At 72.3% G+C, this 16,875-nt stretch carries 14 protein-coding genes; 11 read left to right on the top strand and 3 right to left on the bottom strand.

Features of this window, described 5'->3' with window-relative positions; translation table 11 throughout:
• Nucleotides 1-19 precede the first annotated feature (19 nt).
• From ACWC9R_RS04935 to ACWC9R_RS04920, 4 genes are all read left to right on the top strand, one after another.
• The gene (locus tag ACWC9R_RS04935; protein WP_450728979.1) at nucleotides 20-1,318 is read left to right on the top strand and encodes a glycosyl hydrolase family 28-related protein; all 1,299 of its coding nucleotides are present in this window, start codon (nucleotides 20-22) and stop codon (nucleotides 1,316-1,318) included.
• A gap of 203 nt (nucleotides 1,319-1,521) precedes the next feature.
• Nucleotides 1,522-2,583 carry an HpcH/HpaI aldolase/citrate lyase family protein gene (locus tag ACWC9R_RS04930; RefSeq protein WP_450728978.1) on the top strand — a complete coding sequence of 354 codons (1,062 nt, stop codon included), beginning with the start codon at nucleotides 1,522-1,524 and terminating at the stop codon, nucleotides 2,581-2,583.
• Between the two features lie 5 nt (nucleotides 2,584-2,588).
• Nucleotides 2,589-3,461: an HpcH/HpaI aldolase/citrate lyase family protein gene (locus tag ACWC9R_RS04925; protein ID WP_362609040.1), complete on the top strand. Its 873-nt coding sequence runs from the start codon at nucleotides 2,589-2,591 to the stop codon at nucleotides 3,459-3,461.
• 177 nt (nucleotides 3,462-3,638) lie between these two features.
• The gene (locus ACWC9R_RS04920; RefSeq protein ID WP_450728977.1) at nucleotides 3,639-4,007 is read left to right on the top strand and encodes a hypothetical protein; all 369 of its coding nucleotides are present in this window, start codon (nucleotides 3,639-3,641) and stop codon (nucleotides 4,005-4,007) included.
• A 93-nt stretch (nucleotides 4,008-4,100) separates the two neighbouring features.
• Here the strand turns inward: ACWC9R_RS04920 and ACWC9R_RS04915 are convergent, their stop codons facing one another.
• Nucleotides 4,101-4,505, bottom strand: a complete 405-nt coding sequence (locus ACWC9R_RS04915; RefSeq protein WP_362609076.1) for a hypothetical protein — start codon at nucleotides 4,503-4,505, stop codon at nucleotides 4,101-4,103.
• Between the two features lie 160 nt (nucleotides 4,506-4,665).
• Nucleotides 4,666-5,949, bottom strand: coding sequence for a PAS domain-containing protein (locus tag ACWC9R_RS04910; RefSeq protein ID WP_450728976.1), 1,284 nt, complete (start codon nucleotides 5,947-5,949; stop codon nucleotides 4,666-4,668).
• Between the two features lie 329 nt (nucleotides 5,950-6,278).
• On the opposite strand from ACWC9R_RS04910, the gene ACWC9R_RS04905 reads away from it, so the two are divergent.
• Genes ACWC9R_RS04905 through ACWC9R_RS04890 form a run of 4 tightly spaced genes read left to right on the top strand, consistent with a single transcriptional unit; the run spans nucleotide 6,279 to nucleotide 11,821 of the window.
• Nucleotides 6,279-7,652, top strand: coding sequence for an ATP-grasp domain-containing protein (locus tag ACWC9R_RS04905; RefSeq protein WP_450728975.1), 1,374 nt, complete (start codon nucleotides 6,279-6,281; stop codon nucleotides 7,650-7,652).
• Nucleotides 7,649-9,664 carry a PEP/pyruvate-binding domain-containing protein gene (locus tag ACWC9R_RS04900; protein ID WP_450728974.1) on the top strand — a complete coding sequence of 672 codons (2,016 nt, stop codon included), beginning with the start codon at nucleotides 7,649-7,651 and terminating at the stop codon, nucleotides 9,662-9,664. The genes ACWC9R_RS04905 and ACWC9R_RS04900 overlap by 4 nt, the downstream gene beginning before the upstream one ends.
• On the top strand, nucleotides 9,661-10,989 hold the full coding sequence (locus tag ACWC9R_RS04895; RefSeq protein WP_450728973.1) for an MFS transporter: 1,329 nt from the start codon (nucleotides 9,661-9,663) through the stop codon (nucleotides 10,987-10,989). The genes ACWC9R_RS04900 and ACWC9R_RS04895 overlap by 4 nt, the downstream gene beginning before the upstream one ends.
• Nucleotides 10,990-11,011: 22 nt before the next feature.
• Complete coding sequence (locus tag ACWC9R_RS04890) at nucleotides 11,012-11,821, top strand: class I SAM-dependent methyltransferase (RefSeq protein ID WP_450728972.1); 810 nt, start codon at nucleotides 11,012-11,014, stop codon at nucleotides 11,819-11,821.
• Nucleotides 11,822-11,851: 30 nt separating this feature from the next.
• On the opposite strand, the gene ACWC9R_RS04885 is transcribed toward ACWC9R_RS04890, so the two are convergent.
• Nucleotides 11,852-13,006 carry an agmatine deiminase family protein gene (locus ACWC9R_RS04885; RefSeq protein ID WP_450728971.1) on the bottom strand — a complete coding sequence of 385 codons (1,155 nt, stop codon included), beginning with the start codon at nucleotides 13,004-13,006 and terminating at the stop codon, nucleotides 11,852-11,854.
• A gap of 93 nt (nucleotides 13,007-13,099) precedes the next feature.
• Between ACWC9R_RS04885 and ACWC9R_RS04880 the strand changes: the two genes are divergently transcribed.
• The 3 genes from ACWC9R_RS04880 (at nucleotide 13,100) to ACWC9R_RS04870 (ending at nucleotide 16,805) form a co-directional block, all read left to right on the top strand.
• Entirely contained in the window at nucleotides 13,100-13,675 is a 576-nt protein-coding gene (locus ACWC9R_RS04880; RefSeq protein WP_450728970.1) for a TetR/AcrR family transcriptional regulator, read from the top strand.
• 411 nt (nucleotides 13,676-14,086) lie between these two features.
• Entirely contained in the window at nucleotides 14,087-15,388 is a 1,302-nt protein-coding gene (locus ACWC9R_RS04875; protein WP_450728969.1) for an MFS transporter, read from the top strand.
• A gap of 121 nt (nucleotides 15,389-15,509) precedes the next feature.
• A complete protein-coding gene (locus ACWC9R_RS04870) occupies nucleotides 15,510-16,805 on the top strand; it encodes a non-ribosomal peptide synthetase (protein WP_450728968.1) in 1,296 nt (431 codons plus the stop codon).
• The last annotated feature ends 70 nt before the right edge of the window (nucleotides 16,806-16,875 follow it).

Here is a 16,875-nt window from a genome sequence, read left to right as displayed (position 1 = left end):
CCCCCGAAGGAGCAACATCATGGCAGGCAGGACCTCTCCGTCAACCGGTGGCGCCGATCGCCGGACGGTTCTGGCGGGTACGGCGGCGGCGCTCGCGGCCGCCCTCACCGGGTGCGAGCCGGCGTCCCCTGCCTCCCGGCAGTCGTCCGACGGCGCCCTGACGCCCGTGGTCACCGGCCACAAGCCCAAGGGCAAGGACGTCATCGACGTGGTGGCGGACTTCGGCGCCAAGGGCGACGGACGCACCGACGACAGCCGGGCGTTCGCCCGTGCTTACGCCTACGCGGCGGGCCGGGTCTGGGACCACATCGGCCGGACGGTGATCGACATACCCGCCGGCACCTACCTCATCCGCAAGCCCCACGCCCTGCTCGACGCCCCCGGAGGGAAGCTCAAGGCCAACGGCTTACGGTTCCGCGGGGCCGGCAAGCGCATGACGCAGCTGCTGTTCGCGCCGTCCGACGGCGAGAACGCCTACCTGTGCCGCAACGAGGACAGCTGGGCGAACGTGATGTTCGAGCAGCTGGGCTTTGTCGCGGCCACCCCCGGCGCCTCGTTCTTCTACTCCTACTCGACCGGCCAGGCACAGGACTACCGCTTCACCGAGTGCGAGTGGACCGGCGAGTGGACCTACGGCCTGGCCCTCGACGGCAGCAACACCAACTCGGAGATGCGCTGGGACGCCTGCCGGGTGGGCGGTGCCTACCGCAAGGCGTTCCTGTACTCCGGGCTGTCGGAGAAGTCGCTGAGCCACCGCCAGCAGGACCAGTTCCTCAACTACTGGTTCAACGACATGAAGGTCGAGTACGCCTGGGGCAACTTCCTGGAGTTCCCCTACGGCGGTTCCATCACCTGCCGCGGCGGCTCCTACATCGTCACCGGCCGCCGCCCCGAGGACGCCGGCGAGTACGGGCGCACCAGCACCTTCTTCCGCTTCCCGCGCGGTCCGCACCACGACTCGGTGCAGCGCTTCCACGCCGAGGACATCCGTTTCGAGGTGCGTGACCCGGACACCGTCGTCATCGACTGCGCCTGGGACAGCGGCACGGTGCACTTCAACGACTGTGACGACACCGCGCACGCCTTCAAGTCCTTCGCCGAGGAGAGCAGCCCCCATCGCTACCGCATCGGGTCACAGGGCCCGCTCGTGCGGTACGACTCCTGCCAGCTGTCCGGGCAGCACTCCTACGAGCAGGACGGCGGCGGCGCCGGCCCCCGGGCGCGCTACGACATGTGCCGTCTGCGCAACCACGCCCCGGAGGACTTCGTCAAGGGCGCGGGCGACCGGGTGAAGTTCGTCGACTGCGTGGGGTCCTGAACGGGCCGCGGAGGGCGGGAACCCGGCGGTCCGGGAACACCGCTGACGGCCCGTGCGTCCGGCGTCCGCCTCTTCGCCGACGGTGACCAACGGCACACATACTGGTCAGTAATGTTGCCCTGGTCGGGCCTAGAGTGAGGCCCGCAAGGGCGCCGCCGGGCACCGGCGGCCGCCCGCCCCTCCGAGCCGACCAGGGAGACTGCATGCGTTCTCCGAAGGACTTCTTCCGCCCGCTGGCAGTCGGGGCGCCCACACCGGTACGCGAGGTACCGTTCCGGCCGTCCCGCATGATCCACTTCTTCGACCCGGGCAACGAGAAGATGGCCGCCAAGGTGCCGTCCCTCGCGCCCACCGTGGACGTGCTGCTGGGCAACCTGGAGGACGCGGTCGCCGCCGACCGCAAGGAGGCCGCCAGGTCGGGCCTGGTGAAGATCGCCAAGTCCACGGACTTCGGGGACACCCAGCTGTGGACCCGGATCAACAGCCTGGACTCGCCGTGGGCGCTGGACGATCTGCTGACGCTGGTCACCGAGATCGGCGACAAGCTCGACGTGATCATGGTGCCGAAGGTCGAGGGCGCCGAGGACATCCACTACGTCGACCGGCTGCTCGCCCAGCTGGAGGCGAAGGCGCAGGTCCGGCGGCCGATCCTGGTGCACGCCATCCTGGAGACCGCGACCGGTGTCGCCAATGTCGAGGAGATCGCCGGGGCCAGCCCCCGGATGCAGGGCCTCTCGCTCGGCCCCGCCGACCTGGCTGCCAGCCGCCGGATGAAGACCACCCGGGTCGGCGGCGGGCACCCCGGATACCTGGTCCGGGAGGACCCGCACGGCGCGGACGGCACCGCCCCGCGGGCCACCTTCCAGCAGGACCTGTGGCACTACACCCTGGCGCGGATGGTCGACGCCTGCGCGGCGCACGGCATCCTGCCGTACTACGGGCCGTTCGGTGACATCAAGGACACCACCGCCTGCGAGGACCAGTTCCGCAACGCCTTCCTGCTGGGCTGTGTCGGTGCCTGGAGCCTGCACCCGGTGCAGATCGGCATCGCCAAGAAGGTCTTCTCGCCCGCCCCCGCCGATGTCGCCTGGGCCCGCCGGGTCATCGAGGCGATGGGCGACGGCACCGGTGCGGTGATGATCGACGGCAAGATGCAGGACGACGCCACGTACAAGCAGTGCCAGGTGGTCGCCGAACTCGCCGACGCCCTCGCCGCCCGCGACCCCGAGCTGCGCGACGCCTACGCCGCGGCCGAGAAGGAGTAACACCCGTGTCCGACGCGATCCTGCGACCGCGCCGCTCCGTGCTCTACATGCCCGGTGCCAACGAACGCGCCCTGGAAAAGGCCAAGTCCCTGCCCGCCGACGCGCTGATCCTCGACCTGGAGGACGCTGTCGCCCCCGACGCGAAGGCCGACGCCCGCAAGCGGGTCGCGGCCGCCGCGGCCTCCGGGGAGTACGGCTACCGGGAGGTGACGATCCGGGTCAACGGCCCGGGCACCGCCTGGCACGCCGACGACCTCCGGGCCGCCGCCGAGGCCGGTCCGGACGCGGTGGTGGTCCCCAAGGTGGACTCCGCCGACACCGTGCGGGAGGTCGAGCGCGCGCTGGAGGCCGCCGGCGCCCCGGACCGTACGGCCATCTGGGCCATGGTCGAGACCCCGCGCGCGATGCTGGACGCCCGTGCGGTCGCCGCCGCCAGCGAGCGCCTCACCGTGCTGGTGATGGGCACCAACGACCTGGCGAAGGAGCTGCACGCCGAGCATGTGCCCGGCCGGGCCCCGCTGTTGACCGGGCTGTCCCTGGCGCTGCTGGCGGCGCGGGAGTCCGGCAAGGTGATTCTGGACGGCGTCTACAACGACGTGAAGAACGCCGAGGGCTTCGAGGCCGAGTGTGTGCAGGGCCGGCAGTTCGGGTTCGACGGGAAGACGCTCATCCACCCGTCGCAGGTCGAACCGTGCAACCGGGCCTTCGCCCCGTCCGCCGACCAGGTCGCCCACGCGCGGAAGGTCATTGACGCGTTCGACGAGGCCACCCGCGAGGGGCGCGGCGTGGTCACCGTAGACGGCCGGATGATCGAGAACCTGCATGTCGAGGACGCCCGCCGCATCCTCGCCGTCGCCGAGGCGATCGCCGGACGCTGAGAGGGGCACCCGCTCCCGCGGACGGCCGTCATGGCGGCGCGGCGCCAGGGCCGTCACGGTGAATCCCATAATCGGACAGGGTGAATACGCGGGACCGGCCGTTGCTCAGGCTTGGTGATGCCGGGCATCCGGGATAGCAAGATCCCCGGGTACCAACCATGAGCGCGGGAGCACACTGTGAAGAAATCGGCACGCGTCAATGTCGTGATGGCAGGAGCCTGCGGTCTGCTCCTGGCCGCCGGTACGGTCTCGCCCACCGTGGCGTGGGCGGCGCCGTCCGGCGGCGACGGGGTCTCCAACAGCGACACCGTCGCCCGCTTCGACGCCCGGTTCCGCTGCGCGCACCGGGCCCGGTTCTGTATCAACGGGCCGGTGCTCAGCGGAAACCCCAGGAGATCGCAGAACGTTCATGTCTCCGGCACCGTCAGCAACAGCGGCAGCCCGACCAACACCAACGCCAACACCAACGACGACACCGGTGGCACGACCGGCACGGCGACGAAGTCCGGCAACAACGAGCAGCACATCCACCACCACCGCGACTGAGACGGTGTGTGCGTCGGACGGTGTGTGCGGCGGCCCGCTCCGGTCCCGGGCGTTCCGGGGCCGGAGCGGGCCGTGGCCGCGGCGCGGTGCGGATCAGTGGCGGAAGAGGCCGCCGAGTCCGAGGACGCGCTGGATGTTGTTGCCGCTGCCCGTCGACGCACCGGTGACCGCGTTGGCGCCGTTGGTGGTGCCGTTGGTGTTGGACAGGTTCCCGCTGTTGTTCGGGTTTCCGTGGTTGATGAAGTTTCCGCTGTGCAGGCTGTTGCCGCTGTTCACCGGCCCGTTCACACAGGCGTGGGGCGATGCCAACACCGGTGACCTGTAGTGGACTTGGCCCAGCCGGTTGTTGCAGACCACCCCGTTGACCATGCCGGTCACGGTGCCCACGTCGGCGTTCGCCACCGTGGAGAGCAGAGAGTCCGGGATGGTCACCGCCTGGGCGGTACCGCCGCCGAGGAGCACCAGCCCGCACGTCCCGATGACCGTTCCCGCCTGCATGAATCTTCTCACGACGCTCCTCGCCTCTTCATCCTTCTGATGCCAGACGTATCGTGCTGCCGCGGTCGGCCCGCACCGGCGTTCAACCCGCGGTGAGCAAACCCCCGGCGGCCACAATCAGCCGGGTGGCCCACAGCCGGAGCAGGTCCGCGGCGGCCCGTCAGGTGACGCTGTGCGGATGGCAGGCGGTGGCCGAGCGCGGCGGCCAGGCCTGGGGGGCGAGGATGCCCAGCACGTAGGCGCGCGCGACCAGGGCGGGGCGGGTCGGGGCGTCGAGGAGGTCGCGCAGACGGCTGAGGTGGTAGTCGACGGTCTGCCGGGAGAGGTGCAGGGAGGTGGCGATCTCCGCGTTGCTGCGCCCGGCGGCCAGCAGGGACAGGATGCGGACCTGGGTCGCCGTCAGCGGTGGATGGGGCTCGTGGGCGAGGCTCTGGTGAGTGACGACAGCCCAGACGCTGGTGGCGCGGTCCGCGCTCCGGCCCACCGTCGTCAGGTGCAGCCGGGCGCGGCGCTGCCGGCCGCGGGCGTCCATGAGCACGACGGTGGTCTGGATGCGCCGGCTGCGGCGGGCTATCAGATCGAGCCAGCTGCGGTGCAGTCCCGGTAATTCCGGGGCCGGGCCGAGCACGGTGTGGGCGCGGCGGCCGACGAGGTCGGAGAGCCGGGTCTGCAGGAGTTCGGCGGCCGCGGCGCTGGCCTGCTGGATGCGTCCGCCCGCGGAGATCAGGGCGCACGGCAGGCCGCTGTGGTCGCGCAGCGCGTGCAGGCTCTCCTCGGCCTCCCGGCGCTGGCGCAGCGCGCGGGTGTAGTCGCTGATGTCGATGTAGATGCCCGCCACGCAGGTCTGGCCGGCCTCCCGGACGGGGAAGCGATGGCCGACCGCCTGCCCGCCGGTGCCGTCGAGGCGGTGGTAGGTGAGGGTGTGCCGGACCGGTTTGCCGCGGTCGAGCACCTCCCGGTCCAGGACCAGCACCCGCGCCGCGTCGGCCGGGCCGTCGATGTCGGTGACGTCCTTGCCGATGATGTGCTCCGGTGTGGTGCCGTACAGATGGGCGTAGGCGTGATTCGCCCAGAGGTAACGCCCGGCCGCGTCCCGGATGAACGCCGCGGCGGGTGCGAGGTCGGCGAAGGCGTCGTAGCGGCGGGGTACGGCCGTACGGGGGCCGACCTCCACCGCCAGTCCACGGGAGCGGCCCTGCCGGGGGACGCCGAGGGGCCAGTTCACATCGAAGACACGACCGTCGAACTGCGCCTGCCAATGGCTGGTTTCGGGTGCCTCGGCCGGTCCGCCGAGTTCCTGGCGCACGGTGTCGAGGAACCGCTGGGCCGTCACGGTGTCGTCGAAGGCACCACCGCCGCTGTCGATCACGCGTAGCTCGCGGTCGGCCTCCCACCAAGACACCGGAAGGTGTTCGAGCAGCGACTTCAGACTGGTCTCGTCCACGACGGGCCCCTTAGTGGTGAGGAGTTCAACGGGTTTCGGACGGCGCGCCCTCGCCATGCGTATCCCCCGGGGGCGGCCGGCATGCCCGGTTCTCGGCCGATCTGGCGACATCCGTGCACCCTGGCGCAGATTCGCCATACGGCATCACAGAACCTTCACGGCGGAATGACGGTATCCACAACTCTGGCATTTGCCTGAGCGGATGCGGCCCGATGAGGGGAACGGTGGGCCGCACGGCTGCTTCGCTTGAGGGACGGCGTTCGCATCCCGGGGGACCGGGCGTTGTCAGCAGTTCCGAGGGTTCCCATCTGAAAAGGAGTCGGTTTCCAGTGAGCAAGGTGCTGTTCGTGTATGCCAAGGGTGGTCCGCCCTTGGGGTACGCCCTGTCACGGGTCGCCGCACGGTCGGCAGTGCACCTGCTGGCGCTCAGCGCGCTCCCTCCCACCGTGGCCACGTCCGTGGACCGGCTGTGCGACTCGGTGCTGAGTCCCGCCGAGTCCGAACGCCGCGACCTGGTGTCCCTGATCGTCTCCCGGGCCCAGGCGGTGGGCGCGGACGCGGTCGTCACCTTCTCCGAGTACGCGGTCGTCGCGGTCGCGGAGGCCTGCGAGAAGCTCGGTCTCGCCGGGGCGGGCGGCAACTGCGCCCTGGCCCGCGACAAACGGATGATGCGCCGCACCTGGCAGGAACAGGGCATATCCCAGCCCCGGTTCCGCCCGGTCGCCACCGAGCGGGATCTGCACGACGCGGCCGCCGCGCTCCGCTTCCCCCTGCTGCTGAAGGCCGCCTGGAGCGCCGGCTCCACCGCGCACCGCACCCTGCGCTCCGCCGAGGACGTGCCGGCGGCCTGGGAACGGGCGCGGGAGGTCATGGCCGAGTCCGCGCAGCTGGGGTACGCCGAGCTGCATGTGGCCGACGCCGGGGCGGACTTCCTCGTCGAGGAGATCGTGCCGGGCACCGCCACGGACTGGTTCGCCCAGGAGGGCTGGGGCGACTACGTCAGCGTCGAGGGCGTCGTCGTGAACGGCGGCTTCCGTCCGGTCTGTCTCAGCGGGCGGATGCCGACGGTGGAGCCGTTCACCGAACGCGCGGGCATCACCCCGGCGGCGCTGCCGCCCGAGGCCGAGCGGCGCATCGTGGCCCTGGCACGCGAGGCCGTCGATGCGCTGGGGCTGCAGAACTGCGGTACCCACACCGAGATCAAGCTGGGTGCCGACGGGCAGATGTGGGTGATCGAGACCGCCGCCCGGTTCGGCGGGGCGATGACCGTCCCTCAGATCGAGGAGGTCTTCGGGCTGGACCTGATCGGCATGCTCACCGACCATCTGCTGGGGCGTCAGGTCACCTGGCCCGACGCGGTGCGCACCCCGCAGGAGGCGCACGGCGCGGCCGGTTCGCTGGTCGTGCTGGCCGTCGACGGTGCCGGTGAGGCCTGGCCGGACCAGCGGCTCTGGGACTTCCCGACGGTGCGGAACGCGGTGCCGCTCAGCGCCGGCAGCCATCTGTCCGTGGTCGCCGAGAACTCCCTCCCGGACGGGACGCCGGTACCGGTGTACGACCCGGCCGCGGGCGCCAACACCATGGCGGCGCTGTGCCTGCTGTCCGCCGTCGACCCGGAGACCGTGATCCGCGACTTCCGCACGCTGGTGGACGCGCTGCCCGGTGTCCTTCCCACGGCCGGCACCACGGAGGTGCGCTCATGACCACCACCGCCGTTCTGCCCTCCGGTGCCCCGGGGCCCGTCGTCGACCGCACCGTGATCGGGGAGAACCTCTCCCTGCCGCTCTTCCGCACCCTCTCCGGGGTCCTGGCCGGTCACCCGTACCTCAAGGTCGTGGTGGACCGGGCCGAGGACACCTGGCACCTGCTCGACACCGCCGTCCACCCGTTCCACGTCAACTACATCGCCACCCGCGTCCTGGGGATGGATCTGGAGGAGCTGGACTCCGGCCTGGACGCCTTCAACTCCTCGGTCTACATGGACCCGGAGCGCCGCTTCCTGCTGGGTGTGCTCTCCCTGCACACCGATGAGGACGCCGAGGGCCGGGAGCGGCCGTTCCTCGTGATGGAGACCACCGAGGCCGACACCATGCACGGGCCGCTGCTGGAGGAGTTCTACACCTTCGTCCGGCACCGGGTCGACGGCCGCCTGCCGCTGCTGCTGAAGCCCGCGAACCACGGGCAGGAGCACGAACTCGCCGCGATCAGCGACGTACGGGTGCCGCGCATCCTCGGCCATCAGCTCTTCGGCAACCGCACCCGCACCCCGCTCAACCCGGGGGAGGCCGTCGGCCGGCTCCGCTACTTCCGGACCCTGGAGGAGTACGCGGCGGCGGCCGACGGGCTCGGCTGGTCCGACATCGTGGCCATGCCGTGTCTGCCGGACGACGTGCCGCGGGTGGCCGGCTTCCTCAACACCTCGCCGGGCACCCCGCTCTCGCACACCAATGTGCTGGCCTCCGGGTGGGGCATCCCCAACGCGATCGTCCGCGATCTGGAGCGCATGGTCGACGCGGACGTCCTCGACGGCGCCTGGGTCCGCTACCGGGTCCAGGACGACGAGATCACGCTGGTGCCGCTGCCCCATGCCCCGGCGCTGGACGCCCCGGCCTGGCACCAGCAGCGCATCCGGATGGAGCCGCCGCTGCTGGAGGACGTGCCCGCGCTGTGGCTGCACCGGCTGCGCCGCTCCGACCGGGACCGGTACGGGACCAAGGCCGCCAACCTCGGCGAGCTCCATCACGTCCTGGACAGCCGCACCGCCGACCTCACCGCCTTCTACGGGCAGCCGCGCCCGCCCCGTGCCGACCTCTTCGGCCACCTCGCGGCCCGGCTCGGCACCAAGGACGCGACGGGCGCCGAACTGCGGTCCCTGGCCGCCGACTTCGTGGCCGGGGTGATCGCGGCGCCCAGCGGGATCGCCCTTCCGTTCGCCCTGCAGCACCGCTTTCTGACGTCCTCGCCGGCCGTGCAACAGGGCCTCGGCAAGCTCAAGATGGCGCTCGAACTCGACGCCGTCGACGCGCTGGACGCGGTCTGTCTGCATCTTCAGCAGCTGATCCGCAACACCCCGATGCCCGAGGACGTCTCCCGCCAGATCACCTCGGCGCTGCCCGGCGGCCCGGACACCCGCAACCGGCTCGTGGTGCGCTCCTCCTCCAACGCCGAGGACCTGCCCGGGTTCTCCGCGGCCGGGGTCTACGACTCGATCACCACGGTCCACGGCGCGGACGAACTCCTCGACGCGGTGCGCCAGGTGTGGGCCTCGCTGCTGTCGCCGCGCAGTGTCCGGCTGCGGCACCAGGCGGGCATCTCCCTCGACGACACCTACATGGGCGTGATCATCCAGGAGTACGTGCCCGCCGACCTCGGCGGTGTCCTGGTGACCTGCAACCCGACCCGGCGCGAGGACTTCCGCAACGTCTACCTCAACTGCTCCCCCGGCTCGCCCGAGACGGTCGTCGACGGCACGACGCTGCCGCTCCAGTACCTGTACAACACCGTGGAGGGCGGCGGCCGTACGGTCGCGCTCGGCTCGTCCGGCCAGGACCTGCCGGTCGGCACCCGGGACAAGCTGGCCCGGCTGGCGCTGACCGGGCGGCTGCTGCAGTCCCACTTCAGCGAGGACGATCTGGACCATCCGCTCGACATCGAATGGCTGATGACCGATCAGGGGGACTTCCGTCTGGTCCAGATCCGCCCCTACGCGCTGTGATCCGCCGGATCACCGGCCCGTTGCGCGCCCGCCGGCTCCGGACCGCGGGCGCGCCCCTGACCCCGCGGGCCCGCCGGATCATCCGGCTGAACAACGGCTTCCAGCTGCTGTTCAACCTGCTGTGGTGGATGCCGGTCTTCTACGCCTACCAGCGGGAGGCGGGGCTCTCCGACGGGCAGATCTTCGGCATCCAGAGCATCTACTACGTCGCGTTCTGCCTCTTCGAGATCCCGACCGGGATGGTGGCCGACCGGATCGGTGCCCGCAACTGTCTGCGGGCCGGTGCCGTCGTGATGACCGCGGCGAACCTGGCACCGGTCGTCGCGCCCAGCTACACCGGTTTCCTGGTGCACTTCCTGGCCATCGCCGCCGGCCGCTCGCTGACCTCCGGCGCCGCCAGCGCCTATCTCTACGACGGCCTGGAGGCCGAGGGCGCGGGCGAGCACTACCTCAAGGCCGAGGGGCAGGCGCGGGCGCTGGGGCTGGCCGCGAAGGTGCTGTGCTGGCCGCTGGTCGGTCCGCTGATGGCCCTCGCGCACGCCACGCCATATGTGCTGAGCGCGGCGAGCGCGGCAGGCTCGCTGGTCTGTGCCGTGGTGCTGCCGCGGCAGGCCGCGGCCCGGAACAGCGGCCCCGGCGCCGGGAAGGGGTCGCGCGGCGGGCCGGTGTTCCTGCGCGACGCCCTCTCGGCGCTGCGCTGGGTGTGGGCCACGCCCTGGCTCGCGCTGCTCATGGTGCAGGGCGTCGCGGTGTTCACGCTGTCCCGCATCTGCCAGGTCAACCTCTTCCAGCCGGTGCTGCTGGACCACGGCATCCCGGAGGGCTCGCACGGCGGGGTGCTGGCCGCGATGACCGTCGCGGAGGCGGTGGCGTCGGCCCGTCCGCAGTGGCTCGGGTCGCGGCTGTCGCCGGTGGCCTGGGTGTCGCTGCTCAGTCTGGCGATGGCGGGCACCCTGGCGGGCAGCACGCTGGGCGGGCCGTGGACCGTGATCGCCCTGCTGTGCCTGTTCGCCGCGGTCACCGGTTTCGCCTATCCGCTCCAGCGCAAGCTGGTCAACGACGCCATCCCGGCGGGGGCGCCGCGGGCCACCCTGCTGTCCGTCGAGAGCATCGTGGACCGGGGGGTGTGCGCGCTGGCGGCCGTGGCGGCGGGCGCCTATCTCTCGGCGGGCCGGCTGGACGCGCTGCTGTGGCACAGCGCGCTGGCCACCGGTGTCGTGATGGTGGTCCTGCAACTGGTCCTGCGGCGTACGCCGGGCCGGCGCCGGAAGCCGCCCGCGGCGGAGCCGGCCACGGAGCTGGTCACCACAGCAGGAAACCCCTGAGCACCACCGTCATACTGGGGGCGTGCGGGATACCGAAGCCGGGCGCTACGGCGAAGGCCTGTTCCGCCCGGAGGAGACCGGCGAGGCCGGCCGTATCGATCTGGGCGCGCTCGCCTATGACGAGGTGAGCGCGGCCCGGCTGTCCGCGCTGGGTGCCGGGCCCGGGTGGCACTGCCTGGACGTGGGCGCGGGCACCGGCACCCTCGCGCGCCGGCTGCTGGAGTCGGCCGGTGTCACGTCGGTCCTCGCGGTCGACCGTGACACCCGGTGCCTGGACGCCGCCCGGACACCCGGGCTGTCGACGCTGACCGCCGACATCACCGCGCCGGACTTCGATCCCGGCCGGTTCCAGCTGGTGCACGCGCGGTTCGTGCTGATGCATCTGCGTGCGTGGCGCCGCATGATCGCGAAGCTGGCCTCGCTGGTGGCGCCCGGCGGGGTGCTGGTGCTCAGCGACGCCGTGGACCTGACGACCGCCGGGGCGCCCGCCACCCCGTACACCACGGTCATGCGGGCGATGTGGCAGGGCCTGCGGGAGTCCATCGGCACGGACATCTCCTGGGTGCCGGACTACCCGTATCTGCTGCGGGAGGAGGGCCTGCACCGGGTGGCCGCCGAGATCCATGTTCCCCCGTTGGTGCCGGACGGTCCGCTCAGCCGCTTCTGGGCCGAGACCTGGGACCGGGCCCGGGGCGCCATGCTGGCGACGGGGCAGGTGGACGAGGCACGGATCGAACGGGCCCGGCGGGCGCTGGCGTCGGACGAGTGCCCCGGTCTCTCCCCCGGGATGCTCACCGCGTGGGGCTGGCGGACCGAGGAGGGCCGTCCGTGACGGTGTGCCACCGGCGGACGGCCCGCCCGGTCAGCCGGTGGCGTGCGGCCGGGCGGCCTTGGGGAGTTGCTGGGTGGAGCAGTGGATTCCGCCCCCGCCCTCGCCGATGTTGTCGACCGGCACGGGCACGATCTTCCGCCCCGGATACTGCTCCCGCAGGATGGCCGCCGCCCTGCTGTCGGCCTTCCGGTCGCCGAAGCGCGGCATGATGACCGCGCCGTTGGCCACGTAGTAGTTGACGTAGCAGGCCAGGAAGCCCTTCCCGCGCCGTCCGATGTCGGCCGGCTCGGGCAGGTCGACGACCTCCAGCCGCTTCCCGCGGGCGTCGACGGCCCGCTCCAGGACCTCACGCGCCTGCTCGTAGGCGGCGGTGAAGGGGGTGCGGGGCGCGTGCGCGGCAGGAGTGCTGAGGACCACGACGCCGGGTGCGGAGAACCGTGCCAGCGCGTCGATGTGATAGTCCGTGATGTCCTTGCCCTTGACGCCCTTGACCCAGATCACCTTCGTGGCGCCGAAGGTGTCCTGGAGCGCCCGCTCCAGGTCCTCACGGGAGCTGCCGGGGTTGCGGTTGTCGTTGACCAGGGAGCTCTCGGCGACCATCAGCGTTCCCCGGCCGTCGCCCTCCACCGCACCGCCCTCGCTGACGAACGGGGCCTTGATCCTGGGGAGATGTGCGTCGGACAGGATCGAGCGGGCGACCAGGCGGTCGCGGCCGTGTTCCTGTTTGCCGCCCCAGCCGTTGAAGTTGAGGTCCACTCCGGCGACGCCGTCGGGGCCGAGCACGAAGACCGGTCCGGTGTCCCGCATCCACAGGTCGTCCACCGGGATCGGCACGACCTCCACCCCGGAACCGCACGCCCGCTGCGCCGCCTTCGCGTCCCGTTCCCCGGCCAGCAGCAGGACCGGCTCGAACTCCGCGATGGTCCGGGCGAGCCGGGCGATGTCGGCCCGTACTCCGGCGGTGTCCGGCCCCCAGATCCGCCGGCTGGGCCAGGACAGGTAGGTCGCCTCGTGCGGATGTGCCTCGTCGGGCAGCCGCCATCCACCGGCGGGCCGGTCCGCCGCGGGGACGGCGCCGGCTCCCTGTGACGCCCGGGCGCCGTCCGGGGTGCCGCAGGCGCTCAGGGCTCCCCCGAGGGCGGCGACGGCGGCCGTCCGCAGTGTCTGACGTCGGGATATATCCATGATCAGCTCCCTGACTGAAAATTTGGTCAGGACGATGGTAGGGCATGATCGGAGTCGAGCCACCTCGATTTCCTCGGACAGCGGGAGCACGCGATGCCGGACAGGCCCACCCAGATCCTCGAAGCCGCCGCCCGGCTGATCGCCCGGCGGGGCGTCCGCGGGCTGCGTGTCGAGGAGGTTTCCGCGGAGGCCGCCGTCTCGACCGCGCTGATCTACTACCACTTCAAGGACCGCGCCGGACTGCTGCGCCGCACGCTGGAGTTCATCAGCCGGCGCGCGGTCCGCTACACCGACGCCGCACTGGATACCTCCGACGATCCCCGGGTCCAGCTCACCGAGATGCTGCTGCTGGAGATCCAGGACTCCCCCCAGGTCAAGGAGAACAGTGCGGCCTGGGGCGAGTTGCGCGCCAGCGCCGTCTTCGACCCGGACCTGCGGGAGCTGCTGGCCGACGCGACCCGGGAGTGGGTGGAGGATCTCGCCGGCCTTCTGCGGCAGGCCCAGGAGGCCGTTCCGGGCGCGGCCGGGACCGACCCGTACGCGGCGGCCGAGCGGCTCACCGCGCTGGTCGAGGGCCTGAGCGAACGCTGGCTGAGCGGCACCACCACGCTTGAGCGGGCCCACGAACTGCTCCGCGGCGCCGTCGACACCGAACTCCGGCCCGGCTGACGGGTTTTGCACGCACACGGGCGCCCCCGCCACTACGGCGGGGGCGCCCGTCTGTCGTGGGCCAGGAACCCGGAAACCGCCCACGGGAGCTGTCCACCGAGGGCACCGGAAGCGGACTCCCTCCCGGATGGCATAGCGGATGAACTCAGCGCTTCGGTCAATAAGCGGACATCGACGGCTGTTTTCGGTCGGAGTCCGTCACGTGACACTCTGCACGTGATCACCCGTTCTCCACCGGCTTACCCCCTGGCCCACCCCTCCCACCAGGCAAGGCGTCAGGTGGCAGTCATCCGGCAGTTGCCCGGATCTGGCGGAGAATTTTCTGTCTTGAGGGGGAAATGGTGAAGAAAGCCGACCGAAAGTGTGCATCTGGTTTTGACCCTGACCGGTCGGTCCGCGATGGTCAGTCGCATGCCCGCCATACCCCGACCCGCGGCCAGCGGCCCGCTGCGCCTGCGCGACTTCCGTCTCCTGCTCGCCGGTGCCGCGACCGCGCAGCTCGGCTCCCAGGTCACCCTGGTCGCCCTGCCCCTCGTCGCGGTGCTGGAGCTCAACGCCCCCGCCTTCCAGGTGGGGTTGCTCACGGCCGCGGAGACCGCCGCGTTCCTGCTGGTCGGACTGCCCGCCGGGGCCTGGGTCGACCGGATGCGCAAGCTGCCGCTGATGATCCGGGCCGATGTCGTACGGGCCCTGGCGATGGCGAGCATCCCCCTGGCCGCCGTCGCCGGAGCGCTGACGATGGCACAGCTCTACCTCGTCGCCCTGGTCACCGGAGTGGCGACGGTCTTCTTCGACGTGGCACACCAGAGCTTCGTGCCGCACCTGCTGCCCAAGGATCAGCTGGTCGCGGGCAACGGGGCGCTGGAGACCATCCGCTCCACGGCGCAGGTGGCCGGTCCCGGGCTCGGCGGCGGTCTCGTCCAGCTGCTCGGCGCCTCCCTGGCCATCGTCGCCGACGCCGTCGGATACGCGCTCTCGGCGCTGTTCCTGCGGGGCATCAGGCAGTCCGAGAGCCGCCCCGAGCCCGTGCCGGGTGCGTCGCTGCGCCAGGACATCGGTGAGGGCCTGCGGTTCGTGTTCGGGCACCGTCTGCTGCGGGTGATCGCGGTGACGACCGGACTGGCGAACTTCTTCACCGCGACGCTGATGGCCACCCAGACCGTCTTCCTGGTCCGGGTGCTCGGACTGGCGCCGGGAGTGGTGGGCCTCGTGCTGGCCGCCTCGGCCGTGGGCGGGCTCGCCGGCGCCCTGTGCGCCGGCCGACTCGCCGCCCGGCTCGGGCAGGCCCGGATCATCTGGCTGTCCGCGCTGGTCACCGGCCCGTTCGCGCTGCTGTGGCCGCTCTCCGGGCGCGGCGCGGGTGCCGCGCTGTTCGCCCTCGGCTCCGGCGTGGTCTTCTTCGGTGCCGTCGTCTACAACGTCGCGCAGGTGAGCTTCCGTCAGGCGCTCTGCCCGCCCCGGCTGCTCGGCCGGATGAACGCCACCCTGCGCTTCCTGATGTGGGGCACCCTGCCGCTCGGTGCGCTGGCCGGCGGTGCGCTGGCCGACGCGTTCGGCGCCCGTACGGCGCTGGCGTGGTGTGCGGCCGGATTCCTGGTCGTGCCGCTGCCGCTGCTGCTCTCCCCGCTGCGCCGGATGCGCGAGCTGCCGGCCGCCGAGGCGCCCGAGGACCCGGCAGCCACGGACCGGGCCGAGCCCGCGCCCCTCGGCTGACGGCCGGCCGCCGCGTCCGGCGCCGCCCCTCCTCCCCCCTCCTCCCTCTGCTCCCCCCTGCACGGCTTTCCCACCCGCATCCCCTCCGGTGATGCGCGTCAGTCCCGACAAAGAGGATCACGTGCTCAGCATCACGAGCCAGTACCTGGCCCGCTTCCGGCAGCTCGACGCCGGTGCCGGCACCCCGGTTCTGCTGCCCGTCACGGGCGCCCAGCGTCGCTTCGCCCTGGTGCGTGCCATGGACCCGGCCGGGCGGCCGGATCTCGTGCCGATGTTCTTCGCCTTCCCGCGCGGCACGGTGGACCCCGTACGCCTCGCGGCCGCCGCGAACCAGCTCGCCGCCCGGCACCCGGTGCTGCGGGCCCGGCCCACCGTGCTGCGCGGCACCCCGGCGCTCCGTCTGGAGCAGCCGCAGGTCCCGGTGGTGCGGGAGGTGTGCGCGCCCGGTGAGGACGCGGCGGCCGTGCTGCGCCGTGCCCTGACCCGGTGGACGCCGGAGGGGGCGCCGCTGCGGCTGTTCCTGGTGCCGGACGGTCCGGAGGGGACGGAGGAGGTGCTCGCCGTCGTCCTGGACCACAGTGCCTGTGACGGCCAGTCGCTGGCCCGGCTCGTCGCGGAACTCGGCGACGCCTACGAGGAGGGAACCGGCGCCGACGGCCCCTCGCCCGCCGAGGTCGCCGCCGAGCTGGACGCCTACCGGGACGCGGTGCTGCGGCAGCTCGACGCGGAGGAGCGCGCGGGCGCGCCGGAGGCCATGGCGTACTGGGGCGCACGGCTGCGCACGGTGGGCGAACGGGCCCCCGCGGCCCGTCCGGAGCCGCTCTCCCCCGGTGCGCCGCCGAGCGGCTCGGCCACGCTGCGGCTGCCCGTGGCTCCCGACGGAGTGCCCTTCCCCGAGCTGCTGAACGCCTGCCGGGCGGCCGCCGCGGTGCTGTACGGAGCGGGCCATGTGGTGCCGCTCGGCTACCCGTGGGGCGGCCGCCCGGCCGGTGCCGCTCCCGTGCTCGGCTGCTTCCTCAACACCGTGGTCTTCCCGGCCGACACCGGTGACCGGCCCACCGCGTCCGCGACGGCCGCGGCCTGGTGGGACGACCTGGACCACGCGGGCACGCCGTTCGACGCCGTGGTGCACGCCGCCCGTGCGGCCGGCTCCGGCTGGCGCGGCGGGCTCGACGGCATGCTGACCGTCGACGACGCCCGCCGTCAGCCGCCGCTGCGCCTGGGCGGGGTGAACGGCCGGGAGATCCATGTCGACGGCCGGGCGGTCCGCGGCCCCTTCGCGGTGTCCGTCACCCAGGGGCCCGAGCTGCGGCTGCGCATGGTGTGGGACCGCGCGGTCCTCCCCGACGGCATCGCCGAGAGCGCCTTCACCGCCCTCGCCGACGCGGTGCGGACCCCCGCGCCGACGGCCGGCTGACCCATGCCACGGGGGCCCGCCCCCGCACCCACCACCGACACCGCCAGACCCGCCGCGCGATCCGCGGCGC

This window comes from Streptomyces sp. NPDC001219 (genome assembly GCF_053597915.1).
This window is presented reverse-complemented; position numbering and strand designations above follow the sequence as displayed.

Coding starts and splice junctions, on each gene's coding strand:
- ACWC9R_RS04935 (WP_450728979.1), top strand. CDS start 20: ATGGCAGGCAGGACCTCTCCGTCAACCGGTGGCGCCGATCGCCGGACG.
- ACWC9R_RS04930 (WP_450728978.1), top strand. CDS start 1,522: ATGCGTTCTCCGAAGGACTTCTTCCGCCCGCTGGCAGTCGGGGCGCCC.
- ACWC9R_RS04915 (WP_362609076.1), bottom strand. CDS start 4,505: ATGCAGGCGGGAACGGTCATCGGGACGTGCGGGCTGGTGCTCCTCGGC.
- ACWC9R_RS04900 (WP_450728974.1), top strand. CDS start 7,649: ATGACCACCACCGCCGTTCTGCCCTCCGGTGCCCCGGGGCCCGTCGTC.
- ACWC9R_RS04885 (WP_450728971.1), bottom strand. CDS start 13,006: ATGGATATATCCCGACGTCAGACACTGCGGACGGCCGCCGTCGCCGCC.
- ACWC9R_RS04880 (WP_450728970.1), top strand. CDS start 13,100: ATGCCGGACAGGCCCACCCAGATCCTCGAAGCCGCCGCCCGGCTGATC.
- ACWC9R_RS04875 (WP_450728969.1), top strand. CDS start 14,087: ATGCCCGCCATACCCCGACCCGCGGCCAGCGGCCCGCTGCGCCTGCGC.